Source organism: Paenibacillus sp. GSMTC-2017 (assembly GCF_016019935.1).
In the GTDB taxonomy this organism is placed as follows: Bacteria; Bacillota; Bacilli; order Paenibacillales; family Paenibacillaceae; genus Pristimantibacillus.
In genome coordinates this window covers 372,903-391,246 of record NZ_JAECMT010000003.1, presented here as the reverse complement: position 1 = coordinate 391,246, position 18,344 = coordinate 372,903, and the positions used below count along the sequence as shown (strand labels likewise).

The following is an 18,344-nucleotide window of genomic DNA, read 5'->3' as shown; positions in this document are numbered from 1 at the left end:
TGTCCTTGCGCTGTTATTTACCTGCTTCAGCTTCCAATATTTTTTGGATAGCAGCAGTAGCTTTGTCTGCAGTTGTTTGACCTGCAATGATTGCTTGAATTTGTACTTCTGTCTCTGTATACACTTTCGACGGGATAATAATTTCGTAGTGAGAGAATGCACCAGCTGCTTTACCTGCAACATCTAGTACTTGTTTCACTACTGGATCAGTAACTTTGCTTACTGCATCGCCGGAAACTTTCATGGAAGGCAACACGCCATCCTCTAGAAGTCCACGAACTTGCATTTCATCGTTGTACAAGTTTTTAATGAACGCTTTAATTGCTTTTAGTTCATTTTCATTTGCAGTTGCGGAGAATCCGTAACCATTACCATAGTTACCATTGATGAATGTTTGGTCGCCAGTTCCACCAGTTACTGCAGGGAAAGGAATGTAACCAACATCTTCAGGCGTAATATTTTTTGTTAATTCAGGGTTATTGAATGCTGATGAGCGCCAGCTGCCGTCGAAGATCATACCTGCTTTGCTGTTCAAGAAATCGTTCAACATTTGGTCATACGTCATACCAAGTTCACCTTTAGGGAAGTAGCCTGCTTTAACCCATTGCTCGTATTTGCTGTAAGCAGCTACGACAGTTGGATCTGTCCATTTCAGTGAACCGTCACCGATACGTTCTACAAGCTCAGGACCTGCATAACGTCCGATTAGTGTATTCACTAACATGTTTGGAACCCAAGCAGCTTGGGAGCCCATTGCAATCGGAGTAATTCCAGCTGCTTTCAGCTTATCTGCTGCTGCTTCCAATTCTTCAATGGTTGTTGGAGCTGTAATCCCATTATCAGCAAACAACTTTTTGTTGTAGAAGATACCTTCATTATTTCCACCAATTGGTAGGCCGTACGTTTTGTCGCCGATCATAAACTGACTGTTGTTAATGAATTTATCTTTGATTCCAAGCTCTTCAAGAATTGGCGTTAGCTCAAGCAATTTACCAGCTTCCCCATACTTCTGAGCATCACCTTTTCCTCCGAATAAGTCGAAGATGATTGGCGGGTTGCCAGTAGCCATCTCAGCTGGAAGTTTTGTATAACGGTTAACTTGGTCTTCTACTGCATCAAGCTCAAATTTAAGACCAGGAATTTCTGCTTCTGTTTTCTTTACTACATCGTCGAGTAGTGCCTTACGGAATTTTTGCGTGTCACCGATTTGGATGTGACGAAGTGATACCGTGAAAGGCTCCACTTTCTCACCTTCTTTTGGTGGCTCCGCTGATGGATCTGCTGAAGCAGCCGGCTTTTCGCTCTCTTTCGGCGCATCAGTTTTATTACCACATGCTGCCAAAACGAGTGAAGCACTAAGCATTAAAACTAGCATCATCAATAAACTCTTTTTCATCCCTTAGACCCTCCAATGGATACTTGTTATTGTCGTTGCATCTTCATTATAAAAGCGCTTTCTTTATTGGAATAGGTATAGATTTAAACAATCAGGGACAAAATCATCCACTTATTACTAGCAATGGTCAGAAATTTATATTAGGAGGTGTAAACGCAAAAAAATCGACCAGTGATGGTCGATTTTTAATAGAGAGAGAATTATTTTATTAGTTATTTCTTCTTCCATGTTGTGCCGTCTGTAAAATGAACATTTACAACTGTTACGTTTATTTTTGTTGTGTTACCAAATAAATTGAGTGTCCATGAAAATGCTTCTTCGCCACCTGGAGGAATCATAACATCTTGAACGATTCCTTCAAATAAGTTACTTTGACCAGGGAATGTGACTGCTCTTCCAAAAGTGTCGAAACAACGTATATCAATTTCAATGGCATCGATTGTTTTAGTAGAAAGATTTTTAAAGTTAATATTAGGTTCTGGAATACCAATAGAATTTTCATACATATCAATTTTTGTTACTTTGACTGGCACATTTTTATTGGCTTTAAGCTCAGCGGCTAGCGCTGATTTACGAATTTTTTCTAGCATAAGAACATAATCCGAATACTTAGTTTTAATATATTTTGCCTCATCATTAAACATCGGGTTTTTTATAACTTTCCCATTATGATCTTTAACCGATTCAATTGCAGCCCCTAGCAAAATATACTTTCCAATATTATTTTCCTCGAAATAGGTCATATAAGGTGTATGTATATACAAGTCCTTATCTGTTGCCTCCAAATAGCTTAGTTGCATTGGAATTGTTTCGATCTTTTGCGTTACACGATTATGAAAGTACACATTATAGTCAACTGACAACAAATCTTCTTTATACTTATTTGTGAAGAGAAGTTCTTCCCCTCCGGTATATGTCTTATATCCTACCGCGACCTCTTTTAGCGGATACTTGGATAGCGTCAGGCGTTGTGCTTTATTTTTAGTATCATAACTAATTGCTCCATACCGGAAAATATCGTCTGCATAGATCGCTGTTTTTTTGTCGATGTGGAAGGATGGCACCATTCTATTATCCAAAAACACTTTAATATCTGTATAAGTCACGTTAACTTCTTTTGTACTTGTCGTATCTTTTGCTTTAGTGAATTTTTTAACACCCAAGTCGCGCTGAACTGTAATACCGCGATATTCGCCATCCCATCCTGGCACAAAACCATAATTTTTAAGATCACTCGTGAATACTACTAATCTTCCATTAAAGCTCATTGCCGGTATTTGTACCTCATTTATAAACAACTTTGTAACTGATCTTTGAGCTTTACCAATAACTAACCCAGGCTTAGTTTCAGGGATGATCGCCTCTGCATGTACGGAAACAGGGAGCATCCAAATAGCCGCAATTAAAACCAATAATAACATTTTTTTCAATCTCACGTTTCTACCTCCGATAGTTAAGTAATGTGTATAAATATTCCGGAATCGATTATTAATATAAATAATCTTCCATTCCATATTTTAAATGATTTCATTGCCATTGTATATTAAGTTTTTATGCTATTGTTATACAAAACCTTTAATTAAACCATAATTAATATACATTTATTATGTTCTAAAATGATTAATTTAGGGATCTTTGTATGTGTGCTTGTAGTGGTTAATAATGTTACACTTGAGTTTACTACTACTAAGAAGGTGATCCTATGTCCTATATGAACAATTTGAGCGGCCGTAATAAATCTCGTATTCTGTTTATTTTGTATTGTAGTGTTTTGATATATTTTGATAATAGTTTTTCGTTTATGATATTTAATTTGTTTCTAGCGTTCGTAGCTTTGGAGCTGTCCTATTTACTTCCTTTATTCTTATTCAAATCGAAATTCCAAGCACCCGTTAGCATAATTGTTTATACCGCTTTTATTCTAATGTCCCCAAATATATTTTATGTGGTAACCGATCTTATTCATCTTAGAATATTCCCATTCAAGTTTTGGGCTGAAGTTGAGCCGAAAGAGTGGTGGCACTTTTATATTCTTACGAGCGGTGTAATTATTGCAATTTTCTTCTATCACTTAATGATAGAGCAAGTTCGCAATATTGTTAACCGAAGCAAATGGGGAACTTTACTCCTTTTTGTATTCGTTGTACTCGGGAGTATCGGCATCTATATAGGCAGATTTCTTCGATTTCATTCCGTTCATGTCTTTACCGAACCATTTTCAATCGTGAAGCAATTCATCGATTCTTTAACAGGCGAAGCAATAATGTTTATTTTATGGATTACATTGTTGCAATTATTAGTTATATGGCTATTTCCAAAAGCAAGGTCCAAATCTATTCTGCTTTAGTGAAATATCGCATGGAGCGATCGTAGGCTGTCGCTCCTTTGAGCAACTGTCCCCAGGCTGTCAGTTATCCCCTTCAGAACACTCACGATGGAGAATGATTAATACTATTTTAATAAGACACTATATCATTTTCTTTATTAATGGAAGTATTGTTCTGCCCCCTTCTATTTCCTATTAACTTTTTATATAATTTTCCTTATTTACATTTACAAAAAATTAAAATATACTCTAATCCACAGATGGTACCTTACACACGTTCCTTATCTTTCATGTAAGAAAGGAGGTGTACGGATGAAAAAATCAGTTTCTTTAATTGTTATCATGCTAGCAGTTGTTCTAAGTTTTACAACAACTGCATTTGCCGCGTTCAGCTATAATAGCGGGAATATTACTCTTTCAGGCGGAACGATCAAGCTTGGTCAAGGAGTTATATCCAACTCCGGCAAAACATATGACACTTTAACCGTCAAGCTTTATCGCGGAACGACACTAGTAAGTATCAAAACAATTACTTACGCTCCAGGACAATGGACTTACCCTGGATATGCAGGCGCTCCTGAGATTATTCTTGCAACAGGCCAACCCGCTGGTCAATACAGATATGAACTATCCGCTTCAGGAAACTGGCATGTTCTAGCTGGAATCCATAATTAGTTCATCTTACACTTGCTCCTTATCTTTCATTTAAAATTGGAGGTTTAATGATGAAAAAATCATTTTCTTTAATCGTTATCATGCTCGCTGCGGTGCTAAGCTTTTCAACAAATGCATTTGCAGCATTCAGCGTTACTGAGCCAAGTGTCAACCTATCAGGCGGAACTATCGCGTATGGTTACGGAGTTATTGTTAACACTTCAGTTGGAAACCATCATGACGATCTAACGATTAAACTCTATCGTGGAAACACTTTAATTAGCTCTACAAATGTCCATCTTTGGAATGGAGCCTGGATTTACCCTGGATCAACAACAACTCCTTTGATCGTTTTAGCGACTGGACAACCTGCTGGCAATTACCATGTTGTACTATCAGCTTCAGGAGATTGGAATGTAAAGGCTAATCTCACTAGCTATTAATTCATCTTACACTCGTTCCTTATCTTTCTTTTAAAATTCGAGGTGTACGGATGAAGTAATTAGTTTCTGTGAACGTTATCATGTTCACTGTTGCTCTAAGCTGTCCAACTCAGTATTAGCTCAAATTTACATTTTTGAAATCGCTTTCAGTTGTTTCGACAATGTAATCGCTCGGACAGATATTTCCATACACACTTTCCTAATCACTTATCTAAAGAGGGAGCTGTAAAGATGAAAAAATCACTCGCTTCAATAAGTTTAATGGTCGTTATCATTCTAAGTTTGGCAACTACAGTGTTTGCCGCATTCAGCTACTCCAGTCCAAATTATAATCTAGCAGGCGGAACAGTTAAGTTCGGCAATGGCGTTATTGTTAATACTGGAAAGTATAGAGACGATCTTAAGATTAATCTGTATCGTGGAACCACATTAGTCGCAACTAAAACAATAACGCTTAATCCTGGTCAATGGATCTATCCAGGAACAGGAACAACTCCTGAACTAATTCTAGCAACTGGTCTACCAGCAGGCCAATACAGATATGAACTTTCTGCTTGGGGAAGCTGGCATGTTATGGCTGGTATTTACCAGTAGAACAGATTCTATCGATTAATTTACCCATAACAATGAGCCCTGTATTTATATGCAGGGCTCATTGTTATTATTAGTTAGCCCCCTCTACTCTATAAGCAACATCATATTATATTGTCATACTAAACTGACATATGTTAGCATTATCACTAGAATAGTTCTGTTTTAACAATCGTTAATAGAGGAGCCATTGATATGAATCAATATGTAGGCATCGAATTAGACGGGGGACAAATCTACTTGATGGCAGAAACGCCGGATGGACTTTTGGACCATTCCGTTACTATTAACAGAGACTGTACACTGACCGAGATACAACAAGAAATCGAATCATTCATATCTAAGCTTCCCTACACACCCTGCGGTATTGGAATGGGTATGCCAGGACTCGTTGTAGGCCATGACAAAGTTGAATTAAGCCATGTATTACCTGCTTTGAACGGTGTAACTGCTGATAAGTTTGCAACTTCAGCTGGAATCCCCGTGGTCTTTATCAATGATGTTAAAGCAGCAACGATGGCCGAAGCCGCACATTATACGGACAATGAAACGATTGCAGTCGTCATGCTTGATGCCTTCATCGCTTCTGGCATCGTTGCTAATGGAGAGTTGCTGCTTGGCTCAAAGGGCTGGAGCGGTGAACTAGGCTATATGATTATTGCTGTAAATGGCGAACCTGTATTACTTGACTTGATTGCAAGTGGATATGCAATTACGAACAAAGCTGGTAAAGATGAAGCCACTGTTCGGGAGCTTCTCGAAGCTGGCGACGAAGAAATCATCGAGCTTGTACGCCAAGCAGGAACGTACTTAGGATATGCTCTCGTTAACTTAATTCATTTATACAATCCAAGCATCCTCGTTATCGGTGGAAGTACACCAACTTACAAGGGCTATATGGACGCCGTTCACGCTGCGTTAAATACACATGCATTACCAGAATTGCTAAAGTGTTGCACTATTACAACGCCAAAAACACCACAACGTTTAATCGCTCATGGCGCACGAGAATGGATTATTAAGCTTTCACAACCATAGTGACTATCACTTTGGATCATCGAATAATCTCATACGAAGAAGAGGTCAACCAACATTTGCTGGTTGACCTCTTCTTCGCTTATTTAGTTTTATTTTCATAGAGATATTCGCTCAATATTTCTATTTCCTTACCGAGCGTAGAATATATTTGCTTTTCTGCCTCAACAAGTATGAGATCCGCACTTTTATTCCGCTCTACGCCTTCATTAATTACTCTAGTCCAAATTGCCTTTGCTTCTTCATCAATTGGGGTCAATCTAGTCTCTTTCATCTGTTCTGCAAGTGTTTCACTCATAGCAAACAGATCTTGGCCACCAAAAAACTTCACGCCTGAAGCTACCCTCTGCTCGCTTTCTCGTGCTGGTAAATAAGAAGGTACACTATTTCCTTTTCCCTTCATACTATACTCCGTTACACAATATTCAATAAACGCAAACGCCCATTTTTTTTCTTCGGATGAAGTTGGTATCATGAAGCTTGAACTATTGACCCATCCGTTCAAATTAAATGGCAATCTAGTTTGACGCCACTTTCCTGTTGTATTAGGGGCCCAACTTTGAAGTTCATTTGCCCCCCAAGTTCCCATATACAACATGGCTATTTTCCCATTCTTAAGCGCTTCTCCACCAGCCGCTGTCCACGTATCCGTTGATGACGTTAATCCCTCGTTATAGATCGTACTTGCAAGCTCTAACGCATCTATAAACGATTCATTTCTTCTGGCAAATTTCATATTTTCATTAAATACAGGCGCTGTAGTGTCATATATTTGTACAATATCCATCAACCAATTTGCAATGTATCGGTCATCCTTTTTTAGCGCTCTAGCAATCTTGAGCCAATTTTCAGGATCCTCCATATATTTCCCTAGTTCTTCAGGATCTGAAGGAAAACCATACTGCTCCATCAAATCCGCACGATAATAAGTTATATATGGGGAACTTCCAGAAGGAAACCCGACTAAAGACTTTTTATCAAAAGAAAGATTGATATCCCATAAACTGCTGCTGAAATCTTTACGATATTTTTCCGCACCATGTGCTAATAAATTTTCTAACCCGCTAATTGCCGCAAATCTACCAAAATCTTTACTATCGGCAATCATTACGTCAGGGGCGCTACCATTTGCGATAGCCATTTCGTACGTTTCAACGTAAGAATCAAAAGAAAATGTTCTTGTGTTTACATTTACGTTCGGATACTTTTTCTCAAATTCTGCAATAATATCATCCCAACCAGTGTAATGTGACCAAAATTCTATTTCTACTTTATTTTTCGATAATTCCACTTTCTTTTGTTCTGATAACTTGTCCTCACCCTTTGGTGTGATCGCGGTTTGATCACAAGCAGTAATTAATATACTCATAACAAGAAAAAGTATAAATAACATTCTCATCTTCATGCTTCTATCCCTCGCTTTTCAAGGTGAATACGCTGAAGTTCCCTTCTTATATAGCGGACAAATTGTGCGCTAGGTAGAGGTTTGCTGAAATAAAAACCTTGCAACTCGTCACATTTCAGTCTACTGAAAAACTTTCTCTCTTCTTCCGTCTCAATCCCCTCCGCTACTACTTTAAGCCCCATACTATGTGCAAGCTCAATAACCGCCCTTACTACCGCAGATTTTCTTCCATCGTGCTCTGCATCCTCAATAAAGGTTCTGTCAAGCTTAACAATAGAAACAGGTAATCGTTGCAATTGGTTAAGCGATGAATAACCTGTTCCAAAATCGTCTATGGAAATATGTATCCCTAAATCCCTTAATTGAGTTAGCATTCCAATTACACTTTCCATCTGTCTAATAAATACGCTTTCTGTTATTTCGATAGTGACACAACTTGCTTCCAATCCCGTTTCTCGTAATATACCAACAATATTCTCTACCAAATTACTATGATAAAAATGTTTTGCAGATAAGTTAATTGACACCGGGATATGTGGCAGTCCCATCCTTTGCCACTCTTTTGTTTGTCTGCATGCCTCTTTAAACACCCATAGGTCAATATCCAATATTAAACCAGTAGATTCCGCGAGCGGAATAAATTTGGCAGGAGAGATTAGACCGCGCTCCGGGTGTTCCCAGCGAATAAGAGCCTCAAAGCCAGTTGTACAACTCGTTAAAGGACACACCTTAGGTTGATAAACGAGAAAAAACTGTTCCTTTTCTAGTGCTTTGCGCATCCCAATTTCCAAATGCATATTTTCATTTAGTGATTGTTCCATCTCATAGTCAAAGAAATGGCAACTGCTTATTCCTTGCTCTTTTGCAGTATACATCGCCATACCTGCTTTTTTTACTATCTCGTCAATGATCACCCCATGATCTGGATAAAGACTGATACCAACACTAGTTGTTGTATAAACATGCGATTCATTCACTTCAAATGGTTCATGGAAACAAGCACAAATCAGATCAGCAAATACTGCCGGCAACTCAGGATTTACAAATCGAAGTACAAATACAAACTCATCACCGCCGAGCCGAAATACACTACATTTCTCCCCTACAATTCCAACAAATCTTTTCGCAACTTGTTGAAGAAGTAAATCTCCTGCAGCATGACCCAGTGAATCGTTAATCTGTTTAAATCGATTCAAATCTACGAACATGATAGCTAGTTTCTCTCCATCTTCCAAAGAATCTCCATCGATTGCACTAAGTGTCTGTTTAAAGTGATGTCGATTCGGTAAACCCGTTAAACTGTCGTAATAAGCCAATTGATGAAGCTTTACTTCTGAATCACGTAACTGATGATTCATTCGTTCAGATTCCCTCAGCATCGACGATAAATTATGTGACATATCCTTAAAATTATGAACGAGTGAATCTATTTCTAATATGCCACTATGCTTCCATTCCAGTGGTACACCCATCTTTAACTTTACAGGGAGATTCGTCGTTGAGCCTGCTAACTGTTGCAAACCACGACTTAACCATCGATTTATACCAAATGCAAGTAGCCCAGCTACAATTACACTACCCATCGTATAGAACAAATGATAAATATACTCTCGAAAAAGTTGTTCTTTAAATGTCTCTACAGGAACACTAACTGCAATCGCAATAGGAACTCCCTTAAGCTGGACACGATAGACATACTTCGCCTCGCGCCACTGCTGAGTTGGCAAAAGCATTACTGCATCTGTTTTCGGCATTTCAATCGCAAAATTATCAGCGATTGGTTTTGCAGTTACAACATCTGTAGCTAACCCTTCAATCCCCTTTGATGTTCCAGCAAGTACTCTCATATCCGGATTAGTCATTACAATACCATATAGTTTTTGTGGTGTATGACGTTTAATAATTTCTTGCAAATAACCTATTTGCACAATATTTTGTAGCTTTACACCTATTACATCTTTTTCGCTCCATTGCCCAAGCTCATCAGAGATACTAGATACTGTGTTGCTAACGCTTTGAAGAGTTGTATTCGTTGAGGAATGATAGGAGCTCCAGCCACTAATCACCATAATTACTAGAAAAGGCAATGCAACAATTGTAATAGAGAGGTGAAATATAGCACGACTGAAAGGAATAGGATTTTGCTGAGTATTACCCAATTTGAGCCAGCGTCTAATCGGTAAGTAATCAACAATTATTTCTGCAATAAGTGCATTAAACATACCATTGGCAGCGGTTACTGATAATAACAAAATAAATTCTGTCGTAGAGAAAGGTCCTGATAGATAACATGCTAATAAAGTAACAGGAAATCCTAAAATGATCCAAAATGCAACCCCGGGTATGAGTACTGGACTTATTTTTTTCTTCTGCCAAATGGCTATCCAGCAAGCCTCTAGTAAAAAAATCAAAATGAATAACGGAGCTTGAAAGAAAAACAGTGCTGAACCATAAACGATTATTGACGCAGTCAAGCCCGTTCGTAGCCCAAATAGCCGAGTTAATAGAAGCATCATAATACTTGTAAAAGCAAACGTAATTCCATAAATAAGTTGAAGTTGCTCCGAAACACTAATAATGGCTAAAACGACTATACCTGCTATAAATAATAAGCTGCGTCTAGAACGCGGGCTGTCAACAAGTCTCCACATTTGAACACGGTCCTTCCAAGGCGATTACTTTAGCTGCATTCGCATCGGTGACTTTCTAAATACCCCTCCACATAATTTCTTTATCATACCATAATATCCATTTCTGAGTCATAAAAAAATTAAAAACTTGTATAAAAATTTTCTGTTTTCTATAGACAAAAATGGATAAACACCTTATGTAGTCTCGCTTTTTTGTTTTTACAACTTGAAAGACTTATGCTTATATTGTCATAATTAGGCTTAAAATAACTGGGAATTTTATCGCAATAAATCGATCGAAATCGTAATGTGTAGAATTATATCGAAACGTAGTCAAGCTAGTTAAAAAAGCTGTCATCTAGTAGAAGAATCTACGAGATGACAGCTTAAATAAATTACTTTTCAATACGTACATCTTTAAAGGGAATCTTATATAACCCCTTGAACGATCATCGAATCTGCTACCCTCATAAACCCTGCAATATTGGCACCCATGAGCAAATTATCTGCATCTCCATGAGCCTGAGCAGCGCGAAGACTTTCATTATAGATGTTTCTCATAATCGTTTGCAGCTTCGCATCTACCTCTTCAAATGACCATGACAGGCGCATATTGTTCTGTGCCATTTCTAATGCTGATACTGCAACACCACCAGCATTTGCCGCTTTTGCAGGACCGAACAATACTTTTGCCTTCAAAAATACATCAATCGCTTCCAGCGTCGAAGGCATATTCGCTCCTTCACTTACAGCTATCGTTCCACCAGCTACTAATGTTCGTGCCGCAGCTTCGTCAATTTCATTTTGTGTAGCACAAGGCAATGCGATATCACATGGAATTGACCAAATACCTTCGCAACCTTCAGTGAATACTGCTCCCGGATGCTCCTCTACATATTCGCTGATCCGCTTACGTTCAACCTCTTTCAACCTTTTAACTGTCGGCAAGTGAATACCGTTAGGATCATAAATGTAACCATTGGAGTCACTGCAAGCAACGACATTCGCCCCAAGTTGCTGCGCTTTTTCTATCGCATAGATGGATACATTACCAGAACCAGATACAACAACCGTACTATCTTGGAACGATAAACCTCTTGATTTTAGCATCTCCACGGCAAAGTATACACAGCCATAACCAGTCGCTTCTTTACGTGCAAGACTACCGCCATAACCAATTCCTTTTCCTGTAAGAACCCCTGCCTCATAACCACCACGAATACGTTTATACTGACCAAACATGTATCCAATTTCTCGTGCTCCAACACCGATATCTCCCGCAGGTACATCCGTGTCAGGTCCGATATACTTATACAATTCTGTCATGAAGCTTTGAGTAAACCGCATAACTTCTTGATCCGACTTTCCTTTTGGATCAAAATCCGATCCACCTTTTCCGCCACCAATTGGTTGACCAGTCAAAGCATTTTTGAAAATTTGCTCGAATCCTAAAAACTTAATAATGCTCAAGTTTACTGATGGATGAAACCTTAAGCCGCCTTTATACGGACCAATCGAGCTATTAAATTGAACACGGAAGCCTCGATTCACCTTCACTTCACCAGCATCATTTACCCAAGGAACTCGGAATGTAACGATGCGTTCAGGCTCGACCAACCGTTCGAGGACACCATGTTGAATATAATGAGGATGCCTAGCAAGAATCGGAATTAGCGATTCCAAAATTTCTTTTACCGCTTGATGAAATTCCGTTTCGTTAGGATCACGACGAACAACCTTTTCAAAAACAGAGCGCACATATTGTTCTGCTTCGACCTGACGCTCCGCTACGATTACTGATGAGATGGGCATGATTGATAACACTCCTTTTATCGGATATGGTTTCATTTGCATTTTCTGTATAAAAGCTTGTACTTGTTAACGAGAAGTGTAATAAATTCAGAATATTTTTACCAATAAAAATAAATTGTAACGCCCATTAAAAAACCCGATCACTCCATTTGGAGTGATCGGGTTAAGTTTTATAATAGGTCTCTGCGAAGCTCTTCAGCAGATCGCGGTGATAAATATCCGAGCGGGATATCGAACACTGTACGTGCCCCTGCTTGTCCTTCTGTGCTTAAACGGTGAACCGCTCTTGCATAAGCAACAAGTACGCTTGCTGTAAACTCTGGGTTGCTCTCTAGCGTAAGTCCAAATTCGATAATTTGTTTCGTTCCTTCACCAGTTACACCACTGCGGATAACAAAACCACCGTGCGGAATACCCGAATGTTCGTCCTTTAGTTGCTGCTCCGAAATAAATTCCACTGTCGTATCATAATCGGCGAAGTAGTTCGGCATATTGACAATCGTTTCACGAATTGCCTCTTGATCTGCACCATCTTCAGCTACTACAAAACATTGACGAAGATGTTTTTCTCTTGTCGCAAGTTCAGGTGTCTCACCACCACGAATTCGTTCGATGACTTCCTCTACGGGAACCGTATACTGTACGCCACCTTTAACACCTGGTACACGACGAATTGCATCAGAATGGCCTTGGCTTACACCTTTTCCCCAGAACGTATACTCTTTACCTTCTGGCAATATTGCTCCAGCTAATAGGCGATTTAATGAAAATAGACCCGGGTCCCATCCAGTAGAAATAACACTAAGCTTACCAGAATTACTTGCGATTGCATGTACATCATCGAAATATTCAGGGATACGTGCATGTGTATCAAAGCTGTCTACTGTGTTGAAAAGTCTTGCGAACGCAGGTCCTTGCTCTGGTAAATCTGTCGCCGAACCACCGCATAGTAACATAACATCAATACTTCCTATGTACTGTTCTGCGGAAGAAATATGTTCAAAGCGAACGCCCTCTTCATGAGATTCCATTTGCGAAGGCTCGCGGCGTGTGAAGATTGCCACTAGGCTCATATCAGGATTTTGCGAGATTGCCTTTTGAACACCTTTTCCAAGATTGCCGTAGCCAACAATACCTACTCGAATAGTCAACTGAATTCCCCCTTAATCGCATCAGCATCTCCATCTTTAAACGAAATGCTCTTCATACATCTTACACGTAATGTCAGATTTTTTCGACAATTATTTCTGTAAACCGACTATTTAAATAAATAGATTGACATTTTATCGATAGTTTTCTATATTTCTCTTATTTACTTTGTCTTAATAAAGCATTAAACTACTAAAGGTGGATGATAGTTGACTAGATTAAACCAAAATAAAACGCCATTATTCGATGCGCTAAAAGCGTATATTGATCATAAAGTTGTCCCCTTCCATGTACCAAGCCATAAACAAGGACGAGGAATTAAGGAGTTAACCGATTATTTGGGTGAACGCTTATTTCAAATGGACGTTAATGGCATGGAAGATCTCGATTATGCGAACAATCCGACAGGCGTTATTCTTGAAGCTGAGAAACTTATGGCAAATGCATTTGGGGCACAACATGCTTATTTTCTAGTGAATGGTTCGACCGCTGGTGTACAAGCGATGATTATGAGTGCTTGTGAGCCAGGCGACTAAATGATTATCCCGCGGAATGCTCATAAGTCTACCATTGGTGGTATCATTTTGAGCGGTGCAATACCTGTATATATTCAGCCAGAAATCAATGATAAATTAGGAAAGCAATGGGTATTTCGGAAGAAAGCTTGAAAAAAACGATCAAAGAACATCCCCATGCAAAAGCAGTATTCGTTATTAATCCAACTTATTACGGGGCTGTCTCCGACCTAAAAGCGATTGTTCGTGCAGCACATAGACATGAAATGGCTGTCCTAGTTGATGAAGCTCACGGCGCACATATGTCCTTCCACGATGATTTCCCGTTAACTGCTATGGAGGTTGGCGCAGATATGAGTGCATCCAGCATGCACAAAACATCAGGCTCCATGTCGCAAAGCTCAGTTCTATTGCTTCGAAGCGATGTTATTTCGCCAGAACGAGTAAGGCAAGTGCTTAGTTTAACTCACACTCCCAGTGCCTCTTATGTTCTTATGTGTTCACTCGATGTCGCAAGAAAACAGATGGCTACAAACGGGGACGAGTTGCTTGAAGAAACGTTAGAGCTTGCACGCTGGGCTAGAGATGCTATCAATACGATTGAAGGTTTAAATGCATTCGGCAAAGAACTAATCGGGACACCTGGATGTTTCGACTTTGACGAAACGAAACTAAGTATACATGTAGCAGGAATCGGCTATACCGGCTACCAAATCGAAACGATTTTAAGAAGAGACTATAACATACAAATCGAATTATCGGATATGAAAACAGAACGAGTAACGGTTACACATTCCGTCGCCATTCCAAAAAGTCCTGAAATGCTCGTCTCGCCGCGCAGTGCATTTTACAGTCCTAAAAAGGTAGTTGCATTGGAAGATTCCATTGGTGAGATTGCAGGAGAAATGGTTATGGCATACCCGCCGGGTATTCCCGTTATTTGTATGGGGGAAAGAATTTCGAAGGAGATTGTCGCCTATATCCAACTACTTAAGGAACAAAATTGCGAGTTGCATGGGATGGCTGATCCGCTCGTTAATCACTTGAGGGTACTTGGAACAAACTAAAGAAGATTTTGCTTTCACAACATAATTGCGCTCCCCTTCATAAAACCTGTATAATTTGCATGGGCATATCGGATTGAACCTATATTGCACTATTTACATCTAGAGGGAGAGAATTACTATACAATCGTTTAATTTAAAAATTATAGCCTATCTTCTTGTATTCATTAGCGCATTTGTATTAGCTTCACTTGGACAACCAATGATTTATACTTTCATTGCTGCCGTTATCATTTTCGCACTATTTTTAGGGCTTCCAACTTATCATATTATGATGGTGGAGACCAATATTGATAAACTTGAGAAGCATTTACTTAAAAATCAGAAGAATTTGGATCACGCTCTTATTTATGCAGTAGCAAACAAACAAGACGATGAGGTTTCCCGTATTATCGACCGTTTGCTCGTAAAAAACTATAACCCGCAGAAACAAGTGCTGTACAAGGCTATATATGCCGGTTATCAAAAAAATCTAGCTTCAGCAAAAAATGAAATTGCTTCTATTCATTCACCTAAATTCCGCCACTATTATGAAGCTGCCCTTCATATCGAGGAAGGTAATTTGGAGCTTGCGCGCACTACAGCAGCTAAAATACCATCGCAATATATGCAGCAAGTATTATTTGCAGAAATTGAAGTGAAATCCGGTAATCGCCAAGAAGCGATTGCTCTAGCTAAACAAGCTTTGCAAAGCTGCAAAGGTTTGTACCGCTATCAAATTTATAAAAATTACGAACGCGAATTGCCCGAAGCTATCGCTGAGTTTGAAAGCAAATAATAAGAAGCTCTCCTATTCGTAGATTTATCTACCAATGGGTAGCTCCTTTTTTATTACGTGTCTAACCCGATTACTCGGGTTAGTCCTCGCTCTTCCCTCTTCTATCTCGCAATGTTACATCTCAAGTATTGATTGGTTTACTAACCATTCTATCAATTATATAAGCAACCAAAATTCCGACTCCATACCTCACTAAATCAATACTCAAGTAACCATTCCCTAAGATTAGCCCACCTATTAAAGTGTCTCTAATATGATTAATCCAATCCGCCTGGTAGAGCTGACTACACTCTATTGCAACACAAAATATGATGCTTAGCATCAGCGCCCATTCTAGTTTCTTCGTAACTGCAAGCGTACGGAACCCGCAATAAATCATCGCCGCCCAAAGCGCATCACCGAAGTGACTTGCTACGAATGCTGGAAGATACTCCGCAAACTGTCTCGTACTGAGACCCGCAACTAGTATGATGTTAGTTACAGCTAAATAGCCTAATCTTACTTTTAAAATATTCATTTCACACCCCTTCACAATTATTATAATAAAATATGTAAAACAGAGAGAATGACCCAAATCAAAAAACCGTATTGGCTCGAGAGAATCCGAATGATAAACTAATCATTGACTGGCCCCATATGAATGAGGAAGCGAGTGTTGTTTTGTGCTAAATAAAGCTGTCATTCTCGGTTCGAACTTTTATACAGGTTTAAGTGTTATTAGAGGTTTAGGATCAAACGGTGTATATACTGTCGCTATGGACTATTCCAAAGAAGGTACATATGGTGCTAAATCCACTTATTTAAACGAACAAAATATCGTTCCTCATTATAAGAAGCAGAAGGAACAGCTCCTTCAGTTTTTGATTGATTATGCGAAGGCTCAAGATGCTAAGCCTGTTTTATTTCCTAGTGTAGATCCCTATGTCGAGTTTATAGATGGATATCTCGATGAGTTAAAAAAGTACTATCATATTAATATGACCGTTCAAGGTTTCTGGAGCGAAATAATGGATAAAGAGATTCTCCATTCACTTGCGACAAAGCACAATGTACTGGTTCCTGAGTCCATTAGTCCTTCTGACGAACATTTTGAACAACGGATAATAACAGAAATCGGCTTTCCTTGTATCGTCAAACCTACGGACTCCCCTACTTTCGTCACTACTTTCAGGGCGAAAATTTTTACATGCCACACGATAGAAGACGTTTATGCAGCGATTAACAAGGCAAAACAAGCTAAACTTAAAGTCATCGTACAGCGAATCATTCCAGGTAGCGATGATCATGTGTACACTTATGATGCATACTTGGACCAATCGTCTAAAGTAACACATTGGATGACATGCCAAAAGCTGCGACAGTTCCCGATTAACTTTGGTGCATCCTCCTTCACTAAGCAAAAATATGTAGAAGAGCTTAATGACATTGGTGCTCCCTTTCTTGAAGCGATTGGTTATAAAGGGTTCGGAGAGATTGAATTCAAGAAGGATGCTGTGACTGGAAAGTACTATTTCTTAGAAATTAACGCACGAACGACTACACTCGATCCGCTTCTTCAAAAATGCGGAATAAACTTCCCGCTACTCGCTTATAACGAGTTAACAGGTAAGCCTATTGGAAGCCACGTTGTTAGAGGCAACTTGAATCTAGCATTCTGCTTCCTCTTCGAGGATCTTATCTCATCTCGTAATTACGTTAAGACGAAGCAACTAACCGTCCTTCAGATCGTTAAGACACACTTTATGAAAAAAGCACCAGCCGTATGGAGCATAAAAGACCCGATGCCTGCCTTCTACTTTTTGGCTTTGCTGTTCAAAAAAATCATGAGGAAGCTATCTCGAAGATAGTCAGTATAGCAAGAAGACCAGTCACCCAGATTGGTCTTCTTTTATTTGAAAAGAGGTTTATGATTCCAAATTTGTACTTCAAGATAAGGTGCCACATCTGCTGGCAGTGTAACTTTCCACTCCGCTTCGGCTACTCCAATTGCATCCACTAAAGCCTTAACTTCAGAAAGAGTGAATACTTTCCCGTGATATTCTTCCTGATAATAATCCGCTGGTTTATCGTTGCCGAGCCAATAAGATACCATACTATCCGGGAACGTAAAGCTAATATCCCGTTCATCAAATGAAGAAACAGGAATTTGGATCTTCTCTATATCAAAGCTAGCAGAATGACTTTCGATCCATGAGGAAGAACCGAGTACAGCGTACAGCGGATAGTCGTCTTTCGGTAAGCCGCCTTTGGCGATAAACTCACCTCTGAGCCAATTTTCTACTTGTTTTCTCGTATTCAAATATTGCTGGGGTGTTTTAAATCTAGCGAATAATGGAGAATCATCAGCGAGCTGTTCCATCACTTTTTTAGCTTCCTCATCTGTTAAAGCAGATAACGTCCGAAATGGAGAAGAACCTCTTTTATAATAATGAGTGAAATAGTCCATCCAAACTGCCCCCTTTACATTGGTACACTTGTATATAACAGAAGTATACCACCTAATAGATGGTAAAGATCTATTAAAATCCACTATTACCAAGTTAGAT

General features: G+C 39.2%; 16 protein-coding genes and 1 pseudogene. 9 read left to right on the top strand and 8 right to left on the bottom strand.

Annotation, left to right across the window (positions count from 1 at the left end; genetic code table 11):
• Positions 1 to 13: 13 nt before the first annotated feature.
• A complete protein-coding gene (locus tag I6N90_RS13770) occupies positions 14 to 1,396 on the bottom strand; it encodes an extracellular solute-binding protein (protein WP_197936183.1) in 1,383 nt (460 codons plus the stop codon).
• Between the two features lie 212 nt (positions 1,397 to 1,608).
• Positions 1,609 to 2,832, bottom strand: a complete 1,224-nt coding sequence (locus I6N90_RS13765) for a hypothetical protein (RefSeq protein WP_197936182.1) — start codon at positions 2,830 to 2,832, stop codon at positions 1,609 to 1,611.
• A 266-nt stretch (positions 2,833 to 3,098) separates the two neighbouring features.
• Between I6N90_RS13765 and I6N90_RS13760 the strand changes: the two genes are divergently transcribed.
• The 5 genes from I6N90_RS13760 to I6N90_RS13740 all read left to right on the top strand — a co-directional run bounded on the left by I6N90_RS13760 (position 3,099) and on the right by I6N90_RS13740 (position 6,448).
• The gene (locus I6N90_RS13760) at positions 3,099 to 3,743 is read left to right on the top strand and encodes a DUF1361 domain-containing protein (RefSeq protein WP_332262455.1); all 645 of its coding nucleotides are present in this window, start codon (positions 3,099 to 3,101) and stop codon (positions 3,741 to 3,743) included.
• A gap of 291 nt (positions 3,744 to 4,034) precedes the next feature.
• Positions 4,035 to 4,397: a hypothetical protein gene (locus I6N90_RS13755; protein WP_197936181.1), complete on the top strand. Its 363-nt coding sequence runs from the start codon at positions 4,035 to 4,037 to the stop codon at positions 4,395 to 4,397.
• 47 nt (positions 4,398 to 4,444) lie between these two features.
• A complete protein-coding gene (locus tag I6N90_RS13750) occupies positions 4,445 to 4,819 on the top strand; it encodes a hypothetical protein (protein ID WP_232242985.1) in 375 nt (124 codons plus the stop codon).
• Between the two features lie 231 nt (positions 4,820 to 5,050).
• Complete coding sequence (locus I6N90_RS13745) at positions 5,051 to 5,413, top strand: hypothetical protein (RefSeq protein WP_197936179.1); 363 nt, start codon at positions 5,051 to 5,053, stop codon at positions 5,411 to 5,413.
• 192 nt (positions 5,414 to 5,605) lie between these two features.
• Positions 5,606 to 6,448, top strand: a complete 843-nt coding sequence (locus tag I6N90_RS13740; RefSeq protein ID WP_197936178.1) for an ROK family protein — start codon at positions 5,606 to 5,608, stop codon at positions 6,446 to 6,448.
• Positions 6,449 to 6,527: 79 nt separating this feature from the next.
• On the opposite strand, the gene I6N90_RS13735 is transcribed toward I6N90_RS13740, so the two are convergent.
• From I6N90_RS13735 to I6N90_RS13720, 4 genes are all read right to left on the bottom strand, one after another.
• Positions 6,528 to 7,814, bottom strand: coding sequence for an ABC transporter substrate-binding protein (locus I6N90_RS13735; RefSeq protein WP_197936177.1), 1,287 nt, complete (start codon positions 7,812 to 7,814; stop codon positions 6,528 to 6,530).
• A 32-nt stretch (positions 7,815 to 7,846) separates the two neighbouring features.
• Positions 7,847 to 10,501 carry an EAL domain-containing protein gene (locus I6N90_RS13730; RefSeq protein ID WP_197936176.1) on the bottom strand — a complete coding sequence of 885 codons (2,655 nt, stop codon included), beginning with the start codon at positions 10,499 to 10,501 and terminating at the stop codon, positions 7,847 to 7,849.
• A gap of 408 nt (positions 10,502 to 10,909) precedes the next feature.
• Entirely contained in the window at positions 10,910 to 12,292 is a 1,383-nt protein-coding gene (gene gdhA, locus I6N90_RS13725) for an NADP-specific glutamate dehydrogenase (protein ID WP_197936175.1), read from the bottom strand.
• Positions 12,293 to 12,462: 170 nt separating this feature from the next.
• Positions 12,463 to 13,449: a diaminopimelate dehydrogenase gene (locus tag I6N90_RS13720; protein ID WP_197936598.1), complete on the bottom strand. Its 987-nt coding sequence runs from the start codon at positions 13,447 to 13,449 to the stop codon at positions 12,463 to 12,465.
• A gap of 201 nt (positions 13,450 to 13,650) precedes the next feature.
• On the opposite strand from I6N90_RS13720, the pseudogene I6N90_RS25090 reads away from it, so the two are divergent.
• The 3 genes and pseudogenes from I6N90_RS25090 to I6N90_RS13700 all read left to right on the top strand — a co-directional run bounded on the left by I6N90_RS25090 (position 13,651) and on the right by I6N90_RS13700 (position 15,798).
• Positions 13,651 to 14,109: pseudogene (locus I6N90_RS25090) on the top strand (DegT/DnrJ/EryC1/StrS family aminotransferase).
• Positions 14,085 to 15,023 carry an aminotransferase class I/II-fold pyridoxal phosphate-dependent enzyme gene (locus I6N90_RS25085; protein ID WP_269669506.1) on the top strand — a complete coding sequence of 313 codons (939 nt, stop codon included), beginning with the start codon at positions 14,085 to 14,087 and terminating at the stop codon, positions 15,021 to 15,023. The pseudogene I6N90_RS25090 and the gene I6N90_RS25085 overlap by 25 nt, the downstream one beginning before the upstream one ends.
• A gap of 199 nt (positions 15,024 to 15,222) precedes the next feature.
• Entirely contained in the window at positions 15,223 to 15,798 is a 576-nt protein-coding gene (locus tag I6N90_RS13700; protein WP_197936171.1) for a hypothetical protein, read from the top strand.
• Positions 15,799 to 15,919: 121 nt separating this feature from the next.
• Here I6N90_RS13700 and I6N90_RS13695 read toward each other — a convergent pair whose 3' ends face one another.
• Complete coding sequence (locus I6N90_RS13695; protein WP_197936170.1) at positions 15,920 to 16,315, bottom strand: ribosomal maturation YjgA family protein; 396 nt, start codon at positions 16,313 to 16,315, stop codon at positions 15,920 to 15,922.
• A 145-nt stretch (positions 16,316 to 16,460) separates the two neighbouring features.
• Here I6N90_RS13695 and I6N90_RS13690 point away from each other — a divergent pair, with 145 nt between their 5' ends.
• Positions 16,461 to 17,645: a carboxylate--amine ligase gene (locus tag I6N90_RS13690; RefSeq protein ID WP_197936169.1), complete on the top strand. Its 1,185-nt coding sequence runs from the start codon at positions 16,461 to 16,463 to the stop codon at positions 17,643 to 17,645.
• Positions 17,646 to 17,686: 41 nt separating this feature from the next.
• Here the strand turns inward: I6N90_RS13690 and I6N90_RS13685 are convergent, their stop codons facing one another.
• A complete protein-coding gene (locus I6N90_RS13685) occupies positions 17,687 to 18,244 on the bottom strand; it encodes a hypothetical protein (protein ID WP_197936168.1) in 558 nt (185 codons plus the stop codon).
• Positions 18,245 to 18,344 lie beyond the last annotated feature (100 nt).